15 protein-coding genes are annotated in these 23387 nt (G+C 65.7%); 8 read left to right on the forward strand and 7 right to left on the reverse strand.

Annotated features, from left to right (window positions below; genetic code table 11):
• The first annotated feature begins 176 nt into the window (after positions 1–176).
• The 5 genes from ACJ70B_RS11930 to ACJ70B_RS11950 all read left to right on the forward strand — a co-directional run bounded on the left by ACJ70B_RS11930 (position 177) and on the right by ACJ70B_RS11950 (position 5844).
• The gene (locus ACJ70B_RS11930) at positions 177–956 is read left to right on the forward strand and encodes an ABC transporter ATP-binding protein (protein ID WP_408957212.1); all 780 of its coding nucleotides are present in this window, start codon (positions 177–179) and stop codon (positions 954–956) included.
• 212 nt (positions 957–1168) lie between these two features.
• A complete protein-coding gene (locus ACJ70B_RS11935; protein ID WP_408957213.1) occupies positions 1169–1411 on the forward strand; it encodes a hypothetical protein in 243 nt (80 codons plus the stop codon).
• Between the two features lie 228 nt (positions 1412–1639).
• Entirely contained in the window at positions 1640–2764 is a 1125-nt protein-coding gene (locus ACJ70B_RS11940) for an endonuclease/exonuclease/phosphatase family protein (RefSeq protein WP_408957214.1), read from the forward strand.
• 153 nt (positions 2765–2917) lie between these two features.
• Positions 2918–5503, forward strand: a complete 2586-nt coding sequence (gene folP, locus ACJ70B_RS11945; protein WP_408957215.1) for a dihydropteroate synthase — start codon at positions 2918–2920, stop codon at positions 5501–5503.
• Between the two features lie 56 nt (positions 5504–5559).
• Positions 5560–5844: a hypothetical protein gene (locus ACJ70B_RS11950; RefSeq protein ID WP_408957216.1), complete on the forward strand. Its 285-nt coding sequence runs from the start codon at positions 5560–5562 to the stop codon at positions 5842–5844.
• Positions 5845–5856: 12 nt separating this feature from the next.
• Here the strand turns inward: ACJ70B_RS11950 and ACJ70B_RS11955 are convergent, their stop codons facing one another.
• The 5 genes from ACJ70B_RS11955 to ACJ70B_RS11975 form a co-directional block, all read right to left on the reverse strand.
• On the reverse strand, positions 5857–9690 hold the full coding sequence (locus ACJ70B_RS11955; RefSeq protein WP_408957217.1) for a UvrD-helicase domain-containing protein: 3834 nt from the start codon (positions 9688–9690) through the stop codon (positions 5857–5859).
• Positions 9683–10747: a hypothetical protein gene (locus ACJ70B_RS11960; RefSeq protein WP_408957218.1), complete on the reverse strand. Its 1065-nt coding sequence runs from the start codon at positions 10745–10747 to the stop codon at positions 9683–9685. Before ACJ70B_RS11960 ends, ACJ70B_RS11955 begins: the two co-directional genes overlap by 8 nt.
• Positions 10740–12956, reverse strand: a complete 2217-nt coding sequence (locus tag ACJ70B_RS11965; protein ID WP_408957219.1) for a hypothetical protein — start codon at positions 12954–12956, stop codon at positions 10740–10742. The genes ACJ70B_RS11960 and ACJ70B_RS11965 overlap by 8 nt, the downstream gene beginning before the upstream one ends.
• 565 nt (positions 12957–13521) lie before the next feature.
• Positions 13522–15165 (reverse strand): thiamine pyrophosphate-binding protein, encoded by a 1644-nt coding sequence (locus ACJ70B_RS11970; protein WP_408957220.1) that lies wholly within the window; start codon positions 15163–15165, stop codon positions 13522–13524.
• Between the two features lie 856 nt (positions 15166–16021).
• Positions 16022–17200, reverse strand: a complete 1179-nt coding sequence (locus ACJ70B_RS11975) for a CaiB/BaiF CoA transferase family protein (protein WP_408957221.1) — start codon at positions 17198–17200, stop codon at positions 16022–16024.
• A 190-nt stretch (positions 17201–17390) separates the two neighbouring features.
• On the opposite strand from ACJ70B_RS11975, the gene ACJ70B_RS11980 reads away from it, so the two are divergent.
• On the forward strand, positions 17391–18449 hold the full coding sequence (locus ACJ70B_RS11980; RefSeq protein WP_408957222.1) for a TAXI family TRAP transporter solute-binding subunit: 1059 nt from the start codon (positions 17391–17393) through the stop codon (positions 18447–18449).
• 6 nt (positions 18450–18455) lie between these two features.
• Positions 18456–20459 carry a TRAP transporter permease gene (locus ACJ70B_RS11985; RefSeq protein ID WP_408957223.1) on the forward strand — a complete coding sequence of 668 codons (2004 nt, stop codon included), beginning with the start codon at positions 18456–18458 and terminating at the stop codon, positions 20457–20459.
• A gap of 230 nt (positions 20460–20689) precedes the next feature.
• Here the strand turns inward: ACJ70B_RS11985 and ACJ70B_RS11990 are convergent, their stop codons facing one another.
• Both ACJ70B_RS11990 and ACJ70B_RS11995 read right to left on the reverse strand, forming a co-directional pair.
• Positions 20690–21445, reverse strand: coding sequence for a CoA-transferase subunit beta (locus ACJ70B_RS11990; RefSeq protein WP_408957224.1), 756 nt, complete (start codon positions 21443–21445; stop codon positions 20690–20692).
• On the reverse strand, positions 21445–22356 hold the full coding sequence (locus tag ACJ70B_RS11995; RefSeq protein ID WP_408957225.1) for a CoA transferase subunit A: 912 nt from the start codon (positions 22354–22356) through the stop codon (positions 21445–21447). Before ACJ70B_RS11995 ends, ACJ70B_RS11990 begins: the two co-directional genes overlap by 1 nt.
• Positions 22357–22533: 177 nt before the next feature.
• Here ACJ70B_RS11995 and ACJ70B_RS12000 point away from each other — a divergent pair, with 177 nt between their 5' ends.
• The gene (locus tag ACJ70B_RS12000) at positions 22534–23325 is read left to right on the forward strand and encodes an IclR family transcriptional regulator (protein WP_408957226.1); all 792 of its coding nucleotides are present in this window, start codon (positions 22534–22536) and stop codon (positions 23323–23325) included.
• Positions 23326–23387 lie beyond the last annotated feature (62 nt).

Here is a 23387-nt window from a genome sequence, read left to right on the forward strand (position 1 = left end):
ACCCGCGTCGTGCGGCCAGTAAACTGTTTGGATTTCTGTCACCTGGTCCGACCGGCGTTGGGGCTCGAGCAGCGCGCTCTCATAGCACCGAACCCGTCCAGACCGCGCGACGAACGACGGCGCTGCTGCGGCGGAATATGACATACCTTTAACTACATCGGGGCGAAAGGAACCGTATGAGTCCTGTAGACGCCGCGGCCATCGAAACCGACGGCCTGACGAAGCGATACGGCGAGACGATCGCCGTGTCGGACCTGACGATGGACATCGAGCGCGGGACGGTCTACGGCTTCCTCGGGCCCAACGGCGCGGGGAAGACGACCACGATGCGGATGCTGACGACGCTGACGAACCCCACGTCGGGAACGGCCCGCATCGCCGGCCACTCGATCGACGACCGCGAGTCGGTCACGGCCCATATCGGCTACCTCCCCGAAGATCCGCCGGTCTACGACGAACTCACCGGCCGGGAACAACTCGAGTACGCCGCCGGCCTGCGGGATATCCCCGAGGCCGAGGCGACCGAGCGCATCGAGTCGCTGCTCGAGCGGTTCGATCTCCTCGAGGACGCCAACAAACGAATCGAGGACTATTCGAAGGGGATGCGCCAGAAGGTGGGCGTTATCCAGGCAGTCCTCCACGAACCCGCCGTCGCTTTCCTCGACGAACCCACGAGCGGGCTCGATCCCCGCGCTGCGCGGACGATGCGGGACACGATCGCCGAACTGGCCAACCAGGAGATGACGATTTTCCTCTCGACGCACATCCTCTCGGTCGTCGACGAACTGGCCGACGAGATCGGCGTCCTCCACGACGGGACGCTCGTCGCCGAGGACGATCCTGACCGGCTCAAGTCCCTGGCCGAAACCGGCGAGGCTCGCAGTCTCGAGGAGGCCTTTCTCGATATCACCCGCGAACCCGAAGCGGAAAAGCGCCGGGAACAACCCGCGGAGTAACCGAGTCTTCGCGGCGGCGGCCCCGGCCGACTCGACGCGGACGCGGTACAGCGGCCCCGGCACAACCGGCCCGCGTGAAGCGCGCTGGAGTCGATTACGTTCCTGACACACCCTTAGATGGCCCGAGATGCGCTGAGGTCCGATCTATGGCGATAGACACCGTATGTTTTTAGTGAGTGGCTGCCGTACCAGCGTGCTGGAGGTGAGAATCGATGGTGTGGAGAGACCTCACTGGTATCGACACCGGCTCTCGACTCGCCGAATGGCTTTCGACGATCGATCGGTACGATCTCCTACTTGGACTGATTCCGGCCGCGTTCGTCCTCGCGGTCTTCGTCGGCCGATTGCTCGGTCTTCCCTTCGAAGGGGCCGTCCTCGGTGGTGTCGCCATCGCGACTCTCGCCATGCTCGACGGCCTGTTCTTCCGACCGCCGTCCGGATTACAGGGCGCATAACGCCCGCCCAAAATCGGCGCTCGTCGGCTGGCTGTTCCCGTTGACGACTCTGGTATCGGACCGCTCACGCTTGAGGTATCACCGCGAGCCGCGTTCGGTCGGAACCCGGTACTGACGAGCGGCTCCGTTTCCGTCGTTACTGCGCCGGCTGATCGGCGCTCGTTGCAGTTACTGTTATATATTCCTATTTGACGAACGTTGAATAAGTGGTTGGTATTATATAAGTATATGCTCGTTCGGCCGGTCGTCGATTCCGGAGAGATGACCGATCACATGCAGTCATCGACGGTTCGACGGCGAACAGTACTGAAAGCCGGTATCGCGGGGCTCGGCGGCGTCACGCTCGGCGCGTCGAGTACCGCGGTTTCCGGCCAAACGGGCCCCGCACCGTATCGGTTCCTCTGGGTAAACTCGTGGCTTACGGACGGTATCGAGGGCGTCCTCGGCTCTTCGCTCAACGTTGCGGCGAAACCGCAGTACCGAGAACGGGCGACCGAACTCGGCCGGCGGCTCGGCGAGGAGGGATACGACATCGTCGGGCTCTGTGAGGTGTTTAACGACGAACAAGAGACGGTCGAAACCGAGTACGTCGACGCCGCGGGGTCCGGTGAGGCGATTCCGGGCCCGGGACCCGACGGCGGGGAGAAAGGCGCTGGCCTGCTGGACCTCGTCTCGAGCGTCGACGTCACCGATCGAGCGACCCTCGAGTACGACGCGGAGCCGGCCGATAACCTGACCTACGTCGACGCGCACGTCGGCAAGGGCGCTACCTACGTCGAACTGGACCTCGGACCCGGAGCGGTGGATCTGTTCACGACGCATCTGGTGACCGGATCGCTCCTTCCGTGGGCCAGCGGCGGCGACGCGGATATCCCGGCACTGCGCGGCCAGCAACTCGACGAACTGGGCGAGTTCGTCGCCGAGCACGCCACTCCAGAGAACGTGACCGTCGTCGCGGGCGATTTCAACATCGCGCCGGACGGCGAGGCGGCCGCCGCCCTCGAGTCGTTCGCGGCGGACGCCGGACTGGACGACGCGTGGCTCGCACACGGGAACGGCCCGGGCGGCACGAACGACGGGGCGATTATCGACGGCTGTGCGTTCGACGCAGACGATGCACCGCCGGCGTACTGCCCGCGCGACGATGCGGGCGAGCGAATCGACTACGTCTTCCTCGAGGCACCGACAGCCGACCACGCGATGGAGGTGAACGTCGACGCGATCGATCGCCGCGTCTTCTGGCGAGAGCGTGCGCCGCCCGACCAGTTCTACGCCGACGACGCCGGGGAAGTGCCGAACTACCTCACCGACCACGTCGGCCTGGAGCTGTCGCTGACGGCGACGAGCGCGTGAGCCGCGACTCGGTCTCCGAGCGACCGCGGATCGACGGCTGACGACGAGTGCAACGCGCAATCTGTCGATCGCTATCAACGCCACCCCTCGATCGAGACGCGGCTCGAAACCCGAGTCCGACACCCTAAAGCGGGCGGACTCTGTGGTTCCGATATGGAGTATCACGAGGCGGCGGACGCGCTCTTCGGGTTGCGACGGTTCCGCCCGAAACCGGGGACGGAGTCGACCGCGCGGCTGCTGGCCCACCTCGGGAACCCACACGAAGACATCAATTTCGTGCAGGTCGCCGGCTCTAACGGGAAGGGGAGCACGGCGCGCATGCTCGAGCGGACCCTGCGGGAGGCCGGCTACTCCGTCGGCCTCTATACCTCGCCACACCTCGAGGACCTCCGCGAGCGGGTTCGGGTCGACGGCCGAAAGATGCCCAGGGCGGCCGTCTGCGACTACGTCGACGCCGTTCTCGACTACATCACCGAACGGGCCGCCGACGGCGAGTCCCCGACCTTTTTCGAGACGATGACCGCGATGGCACTGTGGCAGTTCGGCCGCGAGGACGTCGATATTGCCGTCCTCGAGGTCGGCATCGGCGGCAAGTACGACGCGACGAGCGTCGTCGACCCGGTCGCCAGCGCGGTGACGAGCGTCACGTTAGAGCACACGGGTATCCTCGGCGACACCATCGAGGAGATCGCCCGCGATAAGGCCCACGTCGCCCCGGACGGCACACCGCTGGTGACCGGCACGGCCGGCGACGCACTCACAGCGGTCCGCGACGTGGCCGGCGACGTCGTGACGGTCGGTGCGGGGACGGATGCGACCGGACCGGACGAAGCGGACGGGACCGATGACTCCCAGCCCCGACCGACCGTCCGCGTCGCCTACGGCGGGCGGACGAACCACACCGAAGCCGCGGTCTCGATCGAGGCCGACGACTGGTCCGTCGAGACGCGGATTCCCTTGCTGGGCGAACACCAGGCCGAAAACGCCGGTATTGCCGCCACTCTCGCCCGGCAGGTCGGCGACGTCTCCGAAACCGACCTCGAGCGCGGGTTGCGAAGCGCTCACTGGCCGGGTCGGTTCGAGGTGATGGACACCGAGCCGCTGGTCGTCTTAGACGGCGCGCACAATCCGGGCGCCTGCGAGGGGCTCGCCGAGACGCTGGAAACGTACGACTACGACGACCTCACCCTCGTCTTCGGTGCGATGCACGACAAGGATCACCGCGCGATGGCCGCCGCGTTGCCGACGCCCGACACCGTCGTGACCACCGAACCGACGCTCGACCGCGCCGAGGACCCCGCCGTCCTCGCCGAGGCCTTTGCCGACGCCGGTGCCGCGACGGTCCAAACCGAGGCCGCGGTCCAGGACGCGCTAGCGACGGCACTCGAGGCCGCCGGGAGCGATGACTGCGTGCTCGTCACCGGTTCGCTGTTCGCGGTCGCGGAGGCCCGCTCGCGGTGGACCCGCACAGACGTTCCCAAACGCGTCCGCGACCTCGCCGACGCCCGCGACGCCCTCGAGGGCGCAGACGTCGCTCCGGGCGCTGTCGAGCGACTCGACGGCGACGCCGTCCACCGCGTCGTCAGGACGGCCCTCCGAGACGGACACGCGACCGTCCTGAAGGAGGAACTGCTGCGACTCGGCGGCGAGTGTGCCCTCTCCGGCCTCGAGCGCAACGACGAGGCCGTCGACGCCGTGCTGATGGGCACGCTCGCGCAGTTCGAATCCCTCGTCGAGACGCTCGAGGATCGCTCCCGGCCACACGGACTGACGGCGGTCGCCCGGGAACTTCGCGACACGCTCGAACTCGAGGCCGGAGCCGAAACCGACGAGACGGCGGCACCCGACGCCGGCTCCGAAGCGACGAGCGGCCACGCCTCGAGTCGTTCGGGTCCGACCGCTTACTCAAGTGACTCGGGCTCCTTCCGGACCGATCGACCCGCGGTGATGGGGATCCTGAACGTCACGCCCGACAGTTTCCACGACGGCGGCCGGTACACCGCCCTCGAGGATGCGGTGGCCCGCGCCGAAGCGATGGTCGACGCCGGCGCGGACGTGATCGACGTTGGCGGGGAATCGACGCGTCCCGGTTCGGACCCCGTCTCGGTCGACGAGGAACTCGAGCGGGTCGTCCCCGTAATCGAACGGATCGCCGATCTCGACGCACGGATTTCGGTCGACACCCGCCGGGCTGCCGTCGCCGACGCGACGCTCGAGGCCGGCGCGGACATCATCAACGACGTATCGGGGCTCGAGGATCCTGAGATGCGCTTCGTCGCCGCCGACCACGACGCGGGACTGGTGGTGATGCACAGCATCGACGCGCCGGTCGTGCCCGACCGCGACATCGAGTACGACGACGTCGTCGAGGACGTGATCGATCAGCTCTCCGAGCGGGTCCTACTGGCCGAGAAGGCCGGCCTCGATCGCGAGCAGATCATCGTCGATCCCGGTATCGGCTTCGGCAAGTCTGCAAGCGAGAACTTCGAGATTCTCGATCGGATCGACGAGTTTCACGCGCTTGGCTGTCCGGTGCTGTTCGGTCACTCCCATAAGTCCATGTTCGCCACGGTCGGCCGCGAGGCCGGCGAGCGTCTCGAGGCGACCGTCGCGGCCACTGCGCTGGCGGCCGACCGCGGGGCCGACATCGTGCGCGTCCACGACGTGGCCGAGAACGTCGCCGCGGTCCGAACGGCGCTGGCGGCGCGCGACCCGGAACGGTTCGACTGGAGCCGATAATCGCCCGTCCCGGCGACCGCCATAACCTTCTTGCCGAGACCAGCCTCGATGTCGGTATGGGATTCTATTCCGGACTTCTGCACTCCTTCGCGACGCTGACCGTCCTCTTCGTCGTCGGCCGCGCCGTCGCGAAACTCCTCCAAAACCCCGATAAACCCCATCGCGAACTCGTGCCAGCGTGGGAACGTCGGGCGACCACGGCCGTCGGGATCCCACTCACGCTCGTCGGCCTCTCGACGATGGTCGACGGTCCGATCGCGGCTCCGGTCGACACCGTCGTACTGCTCGCGCCGGGGATCGTTCTCGTCGTGTACCCCGAGTTTGCTCCGACTTCGGTCTGACCCCGTCTGCTCCTAGTCGTCGCTTCCTCCGTCCGTCGCCGGCGCGTACTCGTCCGGTCCACAGCCAAGCGACCGGTGGGGACAGTGCCGGCAGTGCTCGCCCGGCGTCGTCTCAGCAAACGACGGCTCATCGATCGCCGCGAGCGACTCGAGGACGCCCTCCCATGACGGCAGGTCCGCGGGATCGAACAGGTCGACGCGATGGTCGTCGTCCCCGCCGCTCTCGCCGACGTAGACGTAGCCGGCGGCCGCGATCGGCTCGTCGAACTGGTCTTTGCAGGCCCGAAGATACAGCGACAGTTGGACGGCGTCCGCGGGGTCGATCCGCTCGTCGGTGGCCTTGTAATCGAGGACGGCGAGGCCGCCGTCGGGAAGCCGCCGGACCGAGTCGACGTAGCCGACCACGTCCCCCGTCACGCCGGTGACGTTCTCGAGCGAGAACGGGAGTTCCGCGGCCAGGGACTCCCAGCCGGCAACCGGCCGATCGAACCCGGCCGCGGTCGCCTCGAAGTAGCGGTCGATACAGGCGAGGACGGCGTCGCGGTGTGCGAGTAGATCGCGCGCGGTGAGCTGTCGGAGGGCGGCCTCGCGCCACGCTTCTCGAGTGCGATACTCGCGGTGGAAGGCTTCTTCGGCGACGTCGTGGAAGACTGTGCCGACGAGTCGCGACGCCGCGTCGGTCGGCTCGCCGTCGGCCGCCGTCGGTCCGTCGGTTGCTGCCGGCATTCCGCCGTTCGCTTCGGTCGACGCAGCCTCACCGTCGCTCGACTCCGTCGCCGATATCACAGCGCTGTCCGGGTTCGCACCCGTCGCCTCGAGCGGATCGTCGATCGCCCGGACGACGTGATCGAGGTAGTGTTTCCGCGGGCAGGTCTCGTGAGTATCTATCGCGGAGTAGCTGTGGCGCATCGCGACCGGGAGATCGGTCGCGCTCGCGAGCGCGTCGACCGGGAAGCGGACGGTGTCGGTCGTCAGCGCGGACGGCCGGCGGCCGCCGGGAACCCGAACGGTCGATCCCTCGCCCGCACCGCGCCCGCCGGTTTCACCGCCGTGACTCGCCGCGTCGGCCGCTGGCAGCAGCGTGTCGTCGCGGAGCAGCCGCCCTAACCGATGCACGGTCTCGATGGCCTCGTGGGTCTCGAGCGAGTCGATCGTCCGGCCTTCGTCGCCGGCGTCGTAGGTGATCGTCCCCGGGCGCTGGCCGGCCGAGGCGGCGATCGCGTCGGTGCGGTCGACGACGGTTTCGGGGTAGGTCTCGCGCACCCGTTCGACGCTCTCGGTCAGCGACGACCAGAGGTCCATCCGCCGGCCCGCGACCGACCACTCGATCTCGCTTGCCAGGCAGGCGTCGGCGGTCGACGCCGCGAGTTCGTCGTCGGCGTCGTACACGTAGTCAGAGCCAAAGAGGAACAGATGGTTCTCGGCTCGCGTGAGCGCGACGTGGAGCACCCGCCACTCCTCGGCGACCCTCTCGGTCGCCAAATCGGCGAGTAACGGAGAGTCGACGTCACCGTCGAGCGCCGCGGCGAGCAGCCGGTAGCGCGCTCGCTCGGCGTAGTCGCCGTCGACGCACCACTCCTCGTCCGAGAGGTAGGGGACGAGGACGGTATCGAACTCGAGGCCCTTCGCCTGATGGACCGTCATCACGTCGACGCTGTCGTCCGACCGCGTGCCGCGAGTCCGATCACTCCCGCCGCTTTGCAGCGTTCGCGCGAGCGCGTCGACGAACCCGGTCGACAGCGACTGGACGACGCCGTCGGAGTTGTAGGCCTCGACGAACCGCTCGAGGCGGTCGAACGCGGCCTGTTCCTCGTCTGTACAGAACCACTCGATCCGGGTCAGTTCCCGGAATCGGCGGATAAAGCCAGACAGCGGATAGACGTCGCGGAACCGCTCGAGTTTCGCGAGGTGAGTCCGCGCCTGCTCGAGCCGGTCGGAGCGCTCGACCGTCGCCGGATCGACCGTCTCGATCGCATCGCGCAGCGATCCGTCGCGCCGCTGGAGCGTCGCCAGATCGCCCTCGGTGAGCCGATAGCGATAGAGCAGCACGCGCCGGAGGTGGGCGTCCGCGTCTGGGTCGACGAGAACGCGTAGATACGACAGTACGGTCTGTATCCCGGGCGAGATCTCGCCGCGCGGTGAACCTGAAATCTCGTGGGGAATTTGTAGCTCCTGGAGCTCGTCTGCGACCGCCTGCGCGTGGCGGTTGGTTCGAACGATGACGGCAATATCGCCCAGTGAGCGCTGGGGAACGTTCTCGGCCGCGCCGTTTAACAGCCGCGAGACCGTCGTTGCGACCTGTTCGGGCGTCGACTGATCGATCTCGTCGCTCTCGACTTTGACGACGCGGTCCGGGGGATCGTCTTCGTCGTAGGTACCCGGCGTCCGCCCGTTTTCCCGCAGCGTCTTCGAGGATTGTGGTCCGTAGTCACAGGCATTGGTCAGGTCCAGAATCTCCTGTCGCGAGCGGAAATTGAGGTCGAGTTCGATCCCCTCGTGGTCGTCGTAGGCGTCGGCCAGCCGGTCTAATCCCTCGCGGTCGGTGCCGCGCCAGCCGTAGATCGCCTGGTCTTTATCGCCGATCGCGAGCAGGTCCGGCCGATCGGGACCGTCCGTGAGTTCGGTCAGGAGCTCGAACTGGGTCTCGTCGGTGTCCTGGAACTCGTCGCAGTAGACCTGCGTCCACTGGTCCGTGATCTCGTCTGCGATCGTCTCGCGGGCCGATGGCCCGCTCGACTCGTCCGCGGCCCGTGGATCAGCGCCCTCGTCCTCGAGCAGGCCGGTCGCCGTCCGCACCAGTTCGTCGAAGTCGAGCGCCCGCTCGGCCTCGAGGTGTGCGTGGTAGTCCGCGTACACGTCCGCATAGTGGCGGGACAGCCGGAGGAACTCGACGTAGTGCTTTAGCCTGCCGAACGGGGTCTGTTCGATGCGGTCCGTCGCTCGTCCTCGAATCTCGTTGCCGAACAGCGCCCGCGGGAGGTGCTTCGTGGTCGCGTCGTCCAGCGAGAGCGTCTCGATCGCGTTCGTCACGCAGCCCTGGAGCACCCGCAGATAGCGGTCGACGTCTCGAACCACGTCGTCCTCGCGGAAGGCCGCCGGTGCCTCCGCGATCTTCTCCCGGCAGTACTCGAGGAGCTTGCCGTAATCGACCAGCGACTCACGGGCTGCCTCGAGGTGCTCGGCTCGGTTGAAGTACCGCAGCGCCTCGTTGTCGAATGAGAGTTCGTCGCCAGCGGTCCGCTCGAGCCAGAGGACGAACTCGCTGCAAAGCTCGAGCGTGCGGACCGGCGGCAGGCTCGACTGCAGGTCGTCGGGCGTGACGTTCTCCCGGCTCATCGATTGGATGAATCGATCGACCGACTCGGTGAGATCGGCCGACGAACCGTCGTCGCGGGCCGACGCGGCCGCGAAGCCGTAGTCGTTTTCGGCGAGCAGGCGGCCGACGATCCGCCGCCGGGTGCGATCGGTGACGACGTCGAACTCCGGTGAGTAGCCCAGATAGTAGGCGTACTCGCGGACGAGCCGGTAGCAAACGGAGTGGTACGTGTAGACGTCGATTGCGGCCGCGTCGTCGGGGTCGAGCCGCTCGGCGACCGCCGTCCGAATGCTTGCGGCGGCCTCGTTCGCGAAGGTCAACACGAGGACGTCGTCCGGGTCGACCGCGCCCTGCTCGATGGCACGCTCGAGTCGAACGAGCATCGTCGTTGTCTTGCCGGTCCCGGCACCCGCGTCGACGGAGGTACAGGCAGCCATGCTATCGATGACGGCGTGCTGGTTTCCTTTGGGGTCGACGTTTGCCGCGGCTGCGAGATCGGCGTCGCCGTTTCGGCGGGGCTCTTCAGCCATCGAACCGCACCTCTCGGGCGATGTGCTCCTGACAGCAGACGGTGTAGCCACAGTCCGGGCACGCATACGCCTCGATCTGGTCCCACCGGTCGGTGGGATCGAACGACCCCGAAACGAGGTTGGCGGCGACCGCCGCAAGCCGCCCGTCGACGGTCTCGTTCCGGTGTTCGTGTGTCATCCCGAAGGTGTGATGGTCGACGTAGACGTCGGTCAGGTCGACGATCTCGAGGCTCGTTTCGACCGCGTCTCGGACCCAGTTGACCGACAGCGTCGACCGATCGGCCAGCGGGAGCTGGACGTACCGGCAGGTCCGGTCGCCGAGTGCGAGCCGATCGCGGAGGTCGCGCAACCCGTTGAGGACGACGGCGGTCTCGAAGAGCGCACCGACCAGATCCGGCTCGAACGCGTCGGAATCGCCGTCGAAATGATCCGTAAAGCGGTCGGCCACGTCGCCCTCCCAGTCGGAACGGTACCGCAGCCGACCCAGTGGGGCGAGCGTCGGGACGAATCGGACGCCGACGATCGACGAGCCGTCGCCGTAGACGTAGTCGACCGTCGCGTCGATCGTCGCTGCGCCCGCCTCGAGGGTCCCGTCGGTAGCCGCTTCCGTTTTGGGAACGTCGACCGTACTCGAGAGCGGCAGCCCCGGTCCGATGAGTTCGCCGCGGGTCGCCTCGTCGTCCAGTCGCGCGATCCCCGCGGCGTGGTCGGCCCCGACGCGCTCGACGTAGGCAGCAAGCGTCGCCTCGAGCACCCGCCGTTCGTGGCGGCGCTGAGCGACGGAATGGAATCCCTCGTCGTAGTCGCGCCACAGGCTCGAGAGCCGATCCTCGGCGACGGCTTCGAGTTCTTCTGGGTCCGTCTCGCCGCTCCGGAGCGCGTCACAGATCGCGGTCCGCAACAGGTCGACGCGGTCCTCGATCGCGCCGTCGTCATCGGTCCCCTCGAGGCCGTCGACGTGAGCGAACTCGTACCGGCGGGGGCAGTGCAGCGCGGTTCGGAGCCCGTCGACGGAGAGCGACACGGCGTTCGAGCCGGCATCACGACCGTCACTCATCGCGGATCACCTCTCCCGCGGCGAACTCGAACTGCGAGCGGACTGCATCGGCGAGGTCGTCGTCGATATCGCCGTCCGCGAGGACGACCGCGATTTCTTCGAACAGTGCCTCCGTCTCGCCGAGGTCGGCGTCGCCGCCGGTGCTGGCCTCTCGGAGCAGCCGCTCGAGTTCGCCGCGGGGCTGGTCGAGCAGCGCCTCGACGGCGTTGGTCTCGCCGTGGATCGCCGCATCAGCGTGGGCGTCGACCTCCTCGAGTGCGAGCCCCGGCGTCGACTCGAGAAGGGTCAGGTAGCGCGACTCGTCGTGGGTCCGTCGCAGGCCGCCCGCACCGCGTTCGTACGAACAGCAGTAGAGGACGCGCTCGGCCGCACGAGAAGCGAGTGCGAGTCGCCGGCGAGAGCGCTGGGCGTGGTATGTCTCGAACGGATCGCCGCCGTCGTCGGCCGTCGTGAACGTGTCGGTGACCGCCTCGAACGAGGGATCCGTCACCGCGGGATAGGCCGGCATTTCCCGAAGCCACGCCGACGGGAACAACTGAGTGAGAAACTGCTCGCCCGGATAGGTCTCGTCGATCAGATCGAGCAGGAACACCGCCGTCCGTGAGTCGTACTTCAGGTCGTCGACCGCGCAGACGGTGACGCCGCCGGTCGGCGGCTGCGTTTCGACGGCGTGGACGTAGGGCGCGTCGTACCGGATCGTTCGCCGAAGCATCCGGCGAAGCCCCTGCCAATCGGGCCCAACCAGATCGGTCTCCTCGACGAACGCCGCGATCTCGAGCACTCGGCGGATCCCGTCGTACTGCTCGCGCGCGTCAATCCACTCCTCCTCGCGGGCGATCCGCCCTTTCAAGTCCGTACGTCGGATCCAGCGCTCGAGCGAGCGCCGGACGCTTGTCTCGGCGGTCTCCGCGAGTAGGGCCGTCGAGAAGTCGGGGACGCGCGCCCGGAGGCGGTCTACTGGAGCGTCTCGCGGATCGCTCGAGTCGCGTGCGGAATCGATACGGCCGACTTCCTCGAGCCCGTCACCATCGTGCGCTCGCTCGCAGTGAAGCGCGACAACGGCGTAGAGTTCGTTCACCGCGGGGTCTTCCGCCAGCGAGGGCGTGCCGATCGTCGCGGTCGGGACGCCGGCGTCGCGGAGCCGTCGTCTGGTCTCGGGGACGCGTTCGATCCGCGGGACGGCGACGGCGAACTCGTCGTAGGACCAGCCGTGGCGGTCGCGAAGCGATTGGATCTCCGTGGCGACTGCCCGGACCTGTTCGCGGGCGGTGTCGGTGCGGATGTGGCGGGCGCGTCCCGCGGTCTCGTCTTTCGAGTCCGCGGCCCTTGTCGGCGTCTCGCCCGTCGCGAGAAAGCGCGTGATCGCCCGATGCGGCGGCGTTTCGCGCCCCTTCGTCTCGAGCGATTCGACCGTCAGCCCAGCCTCACGCGCTCTGTCCGCGACGCGGCCCGGTTCGACCCGCGTCCGCTCGACGCTGGCATGGCGCTCGCCGAGACAGACGAGATCGGCGTCGCCGGAAAGCGCCGCGAGGTAGCGCCGGTCGAGCCGCCGGTACTCCTCGAACTCGACGGCGAGGACGGCGTCGAAGGAAGCCGTGACGCGGGTCAACAGTTCGTCCGCGTCCGCCTCGAGCAGCTCGACGGCTCGCGGGATCACGTCGGCCCGCTCGACGTAGCCTCGCTCCTCGAGTTCTGCGTGGAACCGTTCGTTCATCGCATAGAGGAAGGCCAGACAGTCGTGAGGGTCGTCGAACTCGTCGAGGCGGCGTCGCTGACGGGTCACCTCGAGTAGCAGTTGCCCCACGTCGCGGGTGAAGCTCTCGTGGGTCGCGGCGCGCTCGAGATAGTCCGGCACCGCCCGGCTGGCCCCGTCGATCACCAGTGAGATGAGTTCGATCCGCTCTTCGTATTCGAGGCGATCGAGCGTCGGATCGAACTCCTCGACGGTCTTGGAGGCGTGTTCCGGCAGCGACTCGACGCGCGGCGAGCGGGAGCCGCCGCCTCCGCGCTCGAGGGTCGCGTTCGAAAGCGCCGCGGTCAGCCACTCGAGACCGGCCGGATGGCGCTTTAAGATGAGGACGTTCCGCGGCCCGTATTCGTCGGCGAGATCGGCGTAGGCGTCAGAGACGGTCGCGAACAGATCGCTACTCGGAACGGGCTCCGGAAGGAGCAGACAGGTACCGTCGAGTTCGGGTGGCCGTGACGCCATCGGTTGATACGTCACCGAGTATTGCAAGGTTGGTATTTAAACATGCGCACGACGCGGTCGGTTCCGTTTCCGCCCCGAACCGAGACGGCCCGCCCCTCGGCGGCCGCTCGAGCAACGCGGAGTCCGGCCGCCGGCCTCCGCGTTCGATTCGCTCGTGGCGGATGTTCCGTGCTGTTTCCGACCGTCTACACCGGTATCGACGGAGAGCTATACATTTAATAGTATACATTAGATCATATTTGATATGATCTTATGACGGTGGCCCGGCTGCATCTATCGCTGAATCCCCTCAAAATGGCCGTAATATGCCCACTTACGTCACAACTACTGATTCTATCGTTCTCAGTCGGAAAACGGTGGGAGAAACGAAAACCGGCACGAAACGCGACCTAATTCCTCTCTATCGGCATCACTGCGATTTCTTTTCGAGAGGTCGAATAACCATGCTATGTATTATGTGTTTGAAGTTGTATTTGTAACCTGTCAGAAACGGGCGCTCGTCTGCACTCGACCGGAGCGTGCATCGCTTTCGAACCCGCTCTGCCGACCGCACCGACGTCGGCCGCTATTCGCTCATCCAGTCGCTCGCCTGTGGCTCGCGTGGATCCGTCGGTACCTCGAGCAACACCGGTTCGTCCGCGTCGATGGCGGAGGCAAGCGCCGACTCGAGTTCGGCCGGCGTCTCGGCGTGTTCGGCCCGCATGCCGAGACTCATCGCGAGGCTCGCAAAGTCGATAGGTGCGTTTGTCCACTCGTACTCGCCGTCCGAGAGCTCGTAGTTCCGGCCAGCGTCGTCGCTAATGATCGCGTAGTCTTCGTTGACGAAGACGACGACGGTCAGCGGCAGGTCCTCGGAGACGGCCGTGTGGAGCTCGTGGACGCACATCATGAGTCCGCCGTCGCCGATCAGGACGACCACGTCGTCATCGGGATTCGCGAGTTGCGCGCCGATCCCCGACGGCAGACCGGTTCCCATCGTCGCCCACGAACCCGGATTGACGTACGACCGCGGCCCCGCGGCCTCGAAGACGTTCAGCCCCCAAACGCGGGAGCCGCCGGCGTCGGCCGTGACGATCGCGTCGTCGGGGATCGCGTCGCGAGCGGTCTCGAGCGCGCTGACCGACGTGAGCGGCGGCGACGAGCCGCGCAGGTCCTCGAGCCGGTCGCTGGTAGCCCGTCTAACCGCCGCTGCGCGCTCGACGGCGTCGTCGGCTGCGACCCCACGGTCGTCGAGCGCGTCCTCGAGCGCCGACAGCGCCGCGCCTGCGTCGGCGACGATCCCGACGGTCGGCTCGTAGCCCGTTCCGAGGTCGTTCGGCTCGAGCGTCACGTGGACGAGCGTCTCGGGCACGTCGACGTCCCACGCGCGGGTCGCGACGGCGTCGAAGTCCGTCCCGACGGCCAGCGCCGCGTCGGCGGTCGTGAGTAGCTCGAGTAACTTGGGTGCGGCGCTGCCGGACAGCGTTCCGGCGACGTATCCGTCGGGGCCGTCGGGAAGGACGCCCTTTCCCTTGTACGTGGTGATGACGGGCGCGCCGAGTCGGTCGGCCACCCGTCGGAGGTCGTCGCTTGCCTCGGCCCAGCGGACGCCGCCGCCGGCGACGATCACCGGCTCGTCGGCCGCGGCCAGTGATTCGGCGGCCGCCTCGACATCCCGGTCAGCGACGCCTGATACCGATTCCCGACTGTACTCGGCCGGCGACGCGAGCGGGACGTCCATCGCCAGGAAGTTCTTCGGGATGCCGACCCGGACGGGCCCCTTCGGCGGCGTCTCCGCGATCGCGATCGCCTCCTCGAGGACGGTGATCGTGCTTTCTGGATGTTCGACTAACAGGTTTTCCTTGACGACGTTGTCGTAGGTGTCCGGCGGCGTCTCGTGGATGCCGTCGCCGCCGCGGATCTCGGGTTCGGTCTCGACGGCGATGTGGACCATCGGCGTACAGTCGTTGAGCGCGTTCTTCAGGCCGTTCATGGCGTTCATATCGCCCGGTCCGGGAATAACGGCCGTGGCCGCGATGCGACCGCTGGTTTCCGCGTATCCCCACGCTTGGTGGGTAACGGCGGTCTCGTGTCGGGCTACGACGAATCGAATATCGTCACGCGTTCCGATCGTTTCGTTCAGCGGCAGCGTCTGCTTACCGGGGATTCCGAACACCGTATCGATCCCGTTCGCTGTCAGCCGTTCGATGACCGCTCGACTCACGTCCATACGCTCATCTCGTAAACCAGATATTTATGATCTCCCCTCCGATCGGCCTCGAGCCGAGACTCGACGCCACCGGAAGCGTCCCGTCCGATCGCCGAGTGACGGCATGTTTCGACACGCGAAACGACTTCGGTCGTTCGTTCGGACGCCGTCCGATTCTACCGTTGGATTGTTACCGTCACTCACGGTAGCAACTTTTGCACTGTCGGCTTCCACCGTCGTTTCCCGGCCGCTCGTGTTTTCGCCGATCGAGCAGTGACGGACGCGACCGATATCAGCCGCGTGATCGATGGAGAACAGATATTTCTCTGCTCGAAACGTCCTGCTTTCGGCGTCGTTCCGTGAGCATGCCGACCTGTCCGCGGAGCCCCGCTCGGTCTAGGATTACAATCTTATGTTTGTAATCACCTTTCGGCCTCGCTCGCGTCGATATCCCCGCTTGAGACCGATTCCCGAAGACGTCAGTTGTCTTCTCCCGTCCTCGTTGACAACGTACGTATCGTTGTTTTCCGTTGTTCGTTCGACCCATCAGGGTACATCAATCGAGCCGATTCGGTCATTAGATGCACGTCCGGCGGTCGAGAAGAATGTGTGATAGTTGTTGTCTCCCCCTCGCTCTCGGCGTTCGGTCTCCGTTGTCACCCTCGAGTTTCGCATTGAGAAACGCACTCGCGTGGCGGTTGTGCTACAAACGGCCCGTAGAAGACGAGCAACTGGCTGAGACCGACATCGGGTTCACAAGTGTCTGGGCGCACATTTCGGGACAGACGGTCCCGGCCGAGGACCAAACGTTACCTCGGAATAACGCATCGCCGACCGCATGCGACCGCGCTCGAGCGCCTCGACTCCGTCACTAGCGTCAGATCACGTCCTCGGACTCGAGGGTCGCGATCTCCTCCGGCGAGTAGCCGAGATCGCCGAGGATCTCCGCCGAGTGCTCGCCGAGATCCGGCGGTGCGCGTTCGTGGGTCGTCTCGAGCGAGGAGAACGTAACCGGGTTCGCGGGGGCTTTGACCGTCCCGTGTTCGGGGTGGTCCATCTCGGCGATCATGTCGTGGGCGTCGATGTGCGGGTCGTTCACCACGTCCTCGACGTCGTTGACGGGCGTACAGGGCACGTCGTGCTCGCGGAGGTGCTCGACCCACTCTTCGGTCGTCTGTTCGGCGAAGATCGCCTCGAGACGGCTGTCGAGTGCCGCCCGGTTCTCGATGCGGTCGGTGAATGTCGCGAATCGCTCGTCATCGATCCACTCTTCGCGGTCGAGGGCGTGACAGAGGTCGGGCCAGATCCCCTCGCTGATCACGCCGACGACGATGTGGGAGTCGGCCGTCTCGATCGCCTGATACGGTGTGAGGTTGGGGTGTTTCGTTCCCATCCGCTGTGGGACCTCGCCGGATGCGAAGTAGTTGGTCACGTGGTAGAGCAGCCACTGGAAGCTCGTGTCGAACAGCGAGAGCTCGATGTGCTGTCCCTCGCCCGTCTGCTGGCGGTGGTAGAGCGAGGTCAGAATGGCGTAGGTCGCCGTCATGGCACCGGAGACGTCACAGATGGAGATGCCGACGCGAGCCGGCTGGTCCTCGGTGCCGGTGATGCTCATCATTCCGGCTTCGCCCTGCAGGATAATGTCGAACGACTTCTTCCCGCTGTACGGACTGTTAGACCCGTAGCCGGAGACGTCACAGTAGATCAGTTCGTCGTTCAGCGCTGCGAGGGTCTCGTAATCCGCATTGAACGCCTCGGCGTTGCCGGGACTGAAGTTCTGCATGAAGACGTCGGCGTCCTCGATCAGGTCGTGAAGGACGGCTTGGCCCGCTTCGGTCGTCAGGTCGAGTGTGAGACTTCGCTTGTTGCGATTGAGACTCACGAAGTACGCCGACAATCCCTCGTATTCGGGGCTGTACGCGCGAGTGAGATCGCCGTGTCCTGGCCGTTCGATCTTGATCACGTCCGCTCCGAGGTCACCGAACGTCTGCGTTGCCATCGGACCGACGAGCGCCTGTGTCGCATCGATAACGGTTACGTCCTCTAGAGGCCGCATATCTCGGTGCTAGGTGCACCCCGATTTATACGTTCCGCTCACCGAGATTGATGTCCGCCGACTGACGTTGTTGAACAGCATCCTCCTTTCCCTCGCCAAAAATGGACATACAGTGTACATGTTCCAGTAGCTATGCGTCTCTGTCCCATTCCCAAAGGTTTAATTAGGATAGATACCCCCGATAGGGTGTATGACTTCCACCAGACGGCGAGATATTCTGAAAGTAGCGAGTGGTGCAGGTGCGCTAGCGCTGGCCGGCTGTCTCGGCGGCGGAAGCGGTGGTGCGTCGTCGCTGAGCGTCGGCATTCCGAGTGCGAGCACGACGACTGGTGCGGCGAGTAACTCCTTCCAGCGAGTCGTCAGGAATCAGTCGGGCGACACCGAGCCAGCCGGCGAGATTCGGTGGCAGAACCAGGAGACCGGCGGCGATCCGCCGAGTCTGCGCCAACTCGCACAGGGCAACCTTCAGGCGCTGAGCGCGGGGAACTTCATCGTCGCTTCGGCCCAGGAGGACAAGCCGCCGTTCGCACAACGACCGCTGGACACGCTCCCGAACCAGCTGTTCTCCATCAGTTCGCTGCACATGCACGTACTTTCCGTCACGGGGTCCGGTATCCAGACGACCGACGACCTCGTCGGGAGCAACTTCTGGCCGCTACCGCCGTCGTGGGGACTGCGCCAGCAGGCCGAGACCGTCTTCTCGAACGCCGGCCTCTGGAGCGAACTCGAGGACTCCGACTCGATCGTCGACGCAGACACGGGCGACGTGGCCGGACTCATCGAGCAAGGCAACATCGACGCCCTCATCGCCTACGGTGCCGGCTTCAAGAATCTCGCCGGCTGGGCGACCGAAGTCGATGCTCGCGCCGACCTCCAACTCGTTGAATTCACCGACGGCTTCACGGAGGCGTCGAACAACACCCGCGGGACGAGCCACAGTGAACTCGACGTCTACGGGTGGCAACAGCAGAGCTTCGACGCCGATAAGATGGACGTCTACGGCGCGGACTTCCAGTTCTGGCTCGACAGTGGCGTCTCCCGCGACGTCGGCTACGAACTCGCGAAGATCAGCAACGAACACACCGCGTCGATTCAGGAGGGTCAGCCGGCGTACCTCGATCACAGCAAGCCCGAAACCATGGCTAGCCTCTATCTCGAGGATATCCCGGTCCATCCGGGGCCGTACGACTTCCTCAAGGAGCAAGGCGTCGACATGAGCGCGTACACCCGCGGCGAGACCAGCGAATAAACCGCCATGAGCGAGACCCAGAGCGAACCGCCCGTCTGGTCACCGTTGGATCTCCGACGGGAGCACCTGCTGAACAATCTCGTCACGGTTGTGGCCCTGCTTTTCTGGGCGCGAGTCCTGCTGTATGGGCTCAATCAAGAGGTACCGCGGGCGAAATACGGTGCCGTCTTCCTCGCCGGCGGCGTTCTCATCTACGTTCTCGACGAACTCCGCGACCTCGACGGATCCGACCGCCTCGAGCGCCTCGGGTTATGGGCGTGTGCGATCATCGGTGTCGCCGTCCCGAGCTACGTCTGGTTGCACTACGAGGTGCTCGAGACGACGCGGATCGGGTACGCGTTAGGCTACGAGTACGCCATCGGCGGTCTGTTCGCGCTCGTCGTCCTCTATCTGACCTACCGGGCGTTCGGAGCCGCCTTCGCCGGCGTCGTGGTCGCCGCCGTCCTCTATGCCTACTTCGGAAATCTCATCTCCGGGCTGTTAGGGCATGGAGGGATCGCCATCGAACAGATCATCAACGTTCTGACGATGGAGTTCGACGGCTTCTTCGGCTCGATTACGCAGGTCGTCGCCGTCAAGGTCGCGTTGTTCTTGCTCTACGCGGGGCTGATGCAGGGCTACGGCGCGTTCGACCTGATCATGCGGCTGTCGTTCCGGACGGCGAAGTACCTCCGGTCGGGGGTCGCCCAGTCGGCGGTGATCTCGAGTCTAATCGTGGGATCGATAAACGGGGCCCAGACGGCAAACGCGGCGATGACGGGCTCGTTTACGATTCCGTTGATGAAAGAAAGCGGGATGAAAGCGGATTCCGCCGGCGGGATCGAAGCAGTCGCTTCCTCCGGTGGGCAGATCATGCCGCCGGTGATGGGCGCGGCCGCGTTCGTCATGGCTTCGCTCATTCCGGGGATCGGGTACGTCGACGTCCTCATCGCCGGGATCATCCCCGCACTGGTGTTCTACATCTCCGTGGCCATCGGCGTCCACTACATGTCGATCAAACAACTCCCCGAGGGCGGTATCGACCTCGAGCAGCGCATCGACGATCTCGAGGAAGGGTATCACCCGATTATCGAGGCGATCCGCTTCGGCGTGCCCTTCGCCGTGTTACTGTACACGCTGGGAATCGCCCAGTGGACAGTCGTCACCTCCGCGCTGTACACCTGTGCGGCGATGGTCCTGACCGGCGCGGGAACCCCAATCATCCTGAGCGTCGTCGACGGTGACGCGGATCCGCTCGGAACGGTTCGCGACGCCGCAAACAACACCGTCTCCGGGTTCACGTTCGGAGCCGTCGCTATCGCGCCGATCGCGATCATCATCGCGGCGGTCAACGGGATCGTCGACCTGCTGAACGCCACCGGTCTCCCCGGCAAGCTTTCGCTCGCGATCGTCGGCGTCGCCGGCGGCGTCTTGCTGTTCACGGCCCTTCTCTCGATGGTCGTCTGTCTCGTGCTGGGCCTGGGGATGCCGACCGTGGCGGCGTATACGATCGTCGCCCTGTTGATCGCGCCGACGCTGACCGGCGAATTCGCCCTCGATCCCCTCGCCGCGCACTTCTTCGTGTTCTACGCGGCGATTCTCTCGGGGATCACGCCGCCGATCGCCATCGCGGTCGTCGTCACGACCGGTATCGCCGAGTCGAACTTCTGGAAAACCGCCCTCGAGGCGCTGAAACTCGGCCTGCCGCTGTTCGTCCTCCCGTTTACGTTCATCTACAACCCTGAAATCGTGACGGGTGGCTTCGATCTGATGACGGCCGGCTCGGGCCTGATCGTCCTGCTCGGTGCGGTCGCGATCACTCACGGCCTCAACTGCGCGCCGCGGCCGTTTGGGATTCCGTCGCCGCTGAGCTACGGCGTCCGCACGATGTACGTCGCACTCGGCGTCGCCGCGATGGTCTGGCCGTCGCTGCTGCCCCGCGTCGGAGCCGTGGCGGCCGCGATGCTGTTCGTCGCACTCCAGACGCAGGTGATGCGCGATACCGGCGTCAGTGTCGCCGCCAGCGACTGACCTGACCGGTTCGCGACACTGTTTGCGATCGACCGGCCGTTCGCCCGGTCTTCGGTTCTTCTGCCGACGAACGTACAGTACTGACGTTCGGGGCGTGGCTCTCGCTGGCCGGACGCGTTCTCACCGATTCGACCGCTACAGCGGTCGACGCCTAACACCGGCAGCGCGGACCGTCCGTCGAGCCGTCAGCGAGAGGATAGTCGGTCGCGTCGCAGTTCTGATCGAACCGCTCAGTCGAGGTAGACGCCGTCGGGATCGAGCTCTTCGCGGATCAACCGCAGTTCGTCGTCGGTCGGCTCCCGCGTGCGCTCGAGTTCGTCGGCGAACTGGATGTCCCAGCCGGTCGCCGCCTGCACGTCGTCTTCGGTGACGCCCGGGTGAAGGCGCTCGACGACCATTTCGCCGTCATCGTCAAACCCCATGATCGCCTTGTCGGTGATGACCGCGTCCGGCCCGCCGCGCAGCCCGAGGTCGGCCCGGTCGGTCTCGGCGTCGATGTAGCCCGGGCTCGTGACGAAGTCGACTGCTTCGGGGAACCGCCGCCGCTCGAGCGGCGACATGATGATCGTCCGGTGGGCGTTGCTGGCGATCTCGCAGGCCCCGCCGCTGCCGGGCAGCCGCACCGCAGGATCGTCGTAATCGCCGATCACGGTGGAGTTGATGTTGCCGTACCTGTCGACTTGCGCGCCGCCGAGGAAGCCGACGTCGACCCGCCCGCCTTGCAGGTAGTACGAGAAGCCGTTGAGCATCGATTCGACGCCGACCGCGCCCGAGGCGAGCACCGGGTCGCCGACCGACAGCGGGAGCGAACTCGGGTTCGAGCCGATCGTCCCCGACTCGTAGATCATCTCGAGGTCCGGCGCGTGGTTTCGCTTTGCGAGGTTACAGGCCAGATTCGGGACGCCGATGCCGACCAGCACCGAATCGTCGTTCTCGAGCTGTTCTGCCGCCGCCGTTACCATGAGCTCCGTGTCCGTGTACGCCATCAGTAATCACCCATATCGATCGCCGTCGCGTACCGCGAGTCGACCTCGAGATCGAGCAGCCGCTTCGCACCGAGCTTCTCGCTGTACTCGCGTCGATTCTCGACGCCGTAGACCCACTCGTCGAGCCACGCCTGCACGTCCTCGTGGTTCTTCGACACCTCCTCCCACTCGAGGTAGGCCTCGTTGTCCCGGTCGTAGTAGCCCTGGGCGTACGACGGGTGCGCGCCGTAGGGCACCTCGACGACGTAATCGACCGCGTCGGCGGTGAACAGCGTCCGGTTCGGGTCGCTGCGGATCGTCTCGGCCGAACAGAGCTCCTCGACGCAACAGATAACGGTGTCGGCCGCTAACGCGGCCTCTTTTTGCTCACCCGGGATGCCCCAGAGGTGGGCGTTCCCGTCCTCGTCGCTGCGCTGTGCCGAGACGATCGCCACGTCGGGCTCGATCGGCGGCACGACCGGGATCTCGTCGTCGCCGTACGGACTCGAGACGGTCCGGATCGCGTCGTTGTGATCGACGAGGTCCGAGCCGGCGAACGTCCGCACCGGCATGAACGGCAGGTTTGCCGCCCCGGCGTGTAGCGCCGCGACCATTCCGTAGTGGGTGTACTCTTCCGTCTCGATCGGGTTCGGGACGCCCTCCTCGACCGCCCGCCGGAACGCCCGGAGGCTGCCGACGCCGGGGTTACCGGCCCACGAGAACGTCACTTTCGAGACGCAGCCCGCGGCGATCAGCTGATCGTACACCAGATCGGGGGTCGCGCGGATGAGTTCGAGATCGCCGTATCCGGCGCGGATGATTTCGTGTCCCGCGGCGAACGGTATCAGGTGTGTAAACCCTGCGAGATACAGGCTATCACCGTCGTTAACGGCGTCGCTAATCGCGGACGCCATCGTCGTCACGTGTGACATCGGATATACCAGCGTCCACAGCGAGCACTCGTATAAGCCCATCTCTTTACCGCCACTTTCTCAGCCCCGCCGACCGAGCATTCGGAGCGATCGACGGCCCTATCGAATAGCGAAACGCAGCCGTCGTCGCGTTTCCGTGCGTGAACTTTTTTACGAGGTGGCTCTTAGACGGGATGGATGTCCCGAAACGACGCCGGAAACGGCGATTTGGAGCCGCGATCTCCGACGATCAAGAGCGTCGAAACCTCACTCGAGATCGTCGACGAACTGCAGGCCCGGGACGGGGCCAGAGTGTCGGAACTGGCCGAGGCGATCGGGAAGTCGAAGGGGACGATTCACAAACACCTCATCACGCTTCTCAAACACGATTACGTCGTCAAGGCGGGCGACGAGTATCGGATCGGACTCCGGTTTCTCGACGTCGGCGGCTACGCGCTCCGCCAGATCGACGGCCTACAGTACATCGAGCCGAAGATCCGCGAATTGGCGGATCTCACCGGTGAGACCGTCCAGTTCTCCGTCGAACAGCGGGGCCGATCCGTCATCCTCGAGCGAAAGGCGGGCCAGAAAGGCGTCTTCAGCCGAGCGCGGATCGGGAAACGCTTCCATATGCACCAGGTCGCCGGTGGGAAGGCGATCCTGGCGAACACGCCCGACGAACGAGTCCGCGAGATCATCGCTCGACACGGGCTGCCGGCCGCAACCGACGAGACGATCACCTCCGAAGCGGACCTCTTCGAGGAACTCGAGACGATCCGCGAGCGGGGATACGCGTTCAATATCGACGAGAGCACGCAAGGACTCCACGCCGTCGCCGTCCCGCTCATGGGTCCCGACGACGATGTTTTCGGCGCGTTCGCCGTTGCCGGTCCGAGCCACCGGATGCGCGGCGACCGGTTCAAAACGGAGATTCCGGACACGGTCCAAAGCGTCGTCAACGAACTCGAGTTGAACCTCACCCACTCGTAGGCCGTTCTTTATTCGCGACGACCGTTGCGCGTTCGTCGCATGTCCGTCCAGCGAGAGAGTGG

The organism is Natrinema sp. 74, from assembly GCF_046097095.1.
GTDB lineage: Archaea > Halobacteriota > Halobacteria > Halobacteriales > Natrialbaceae > Natrinema.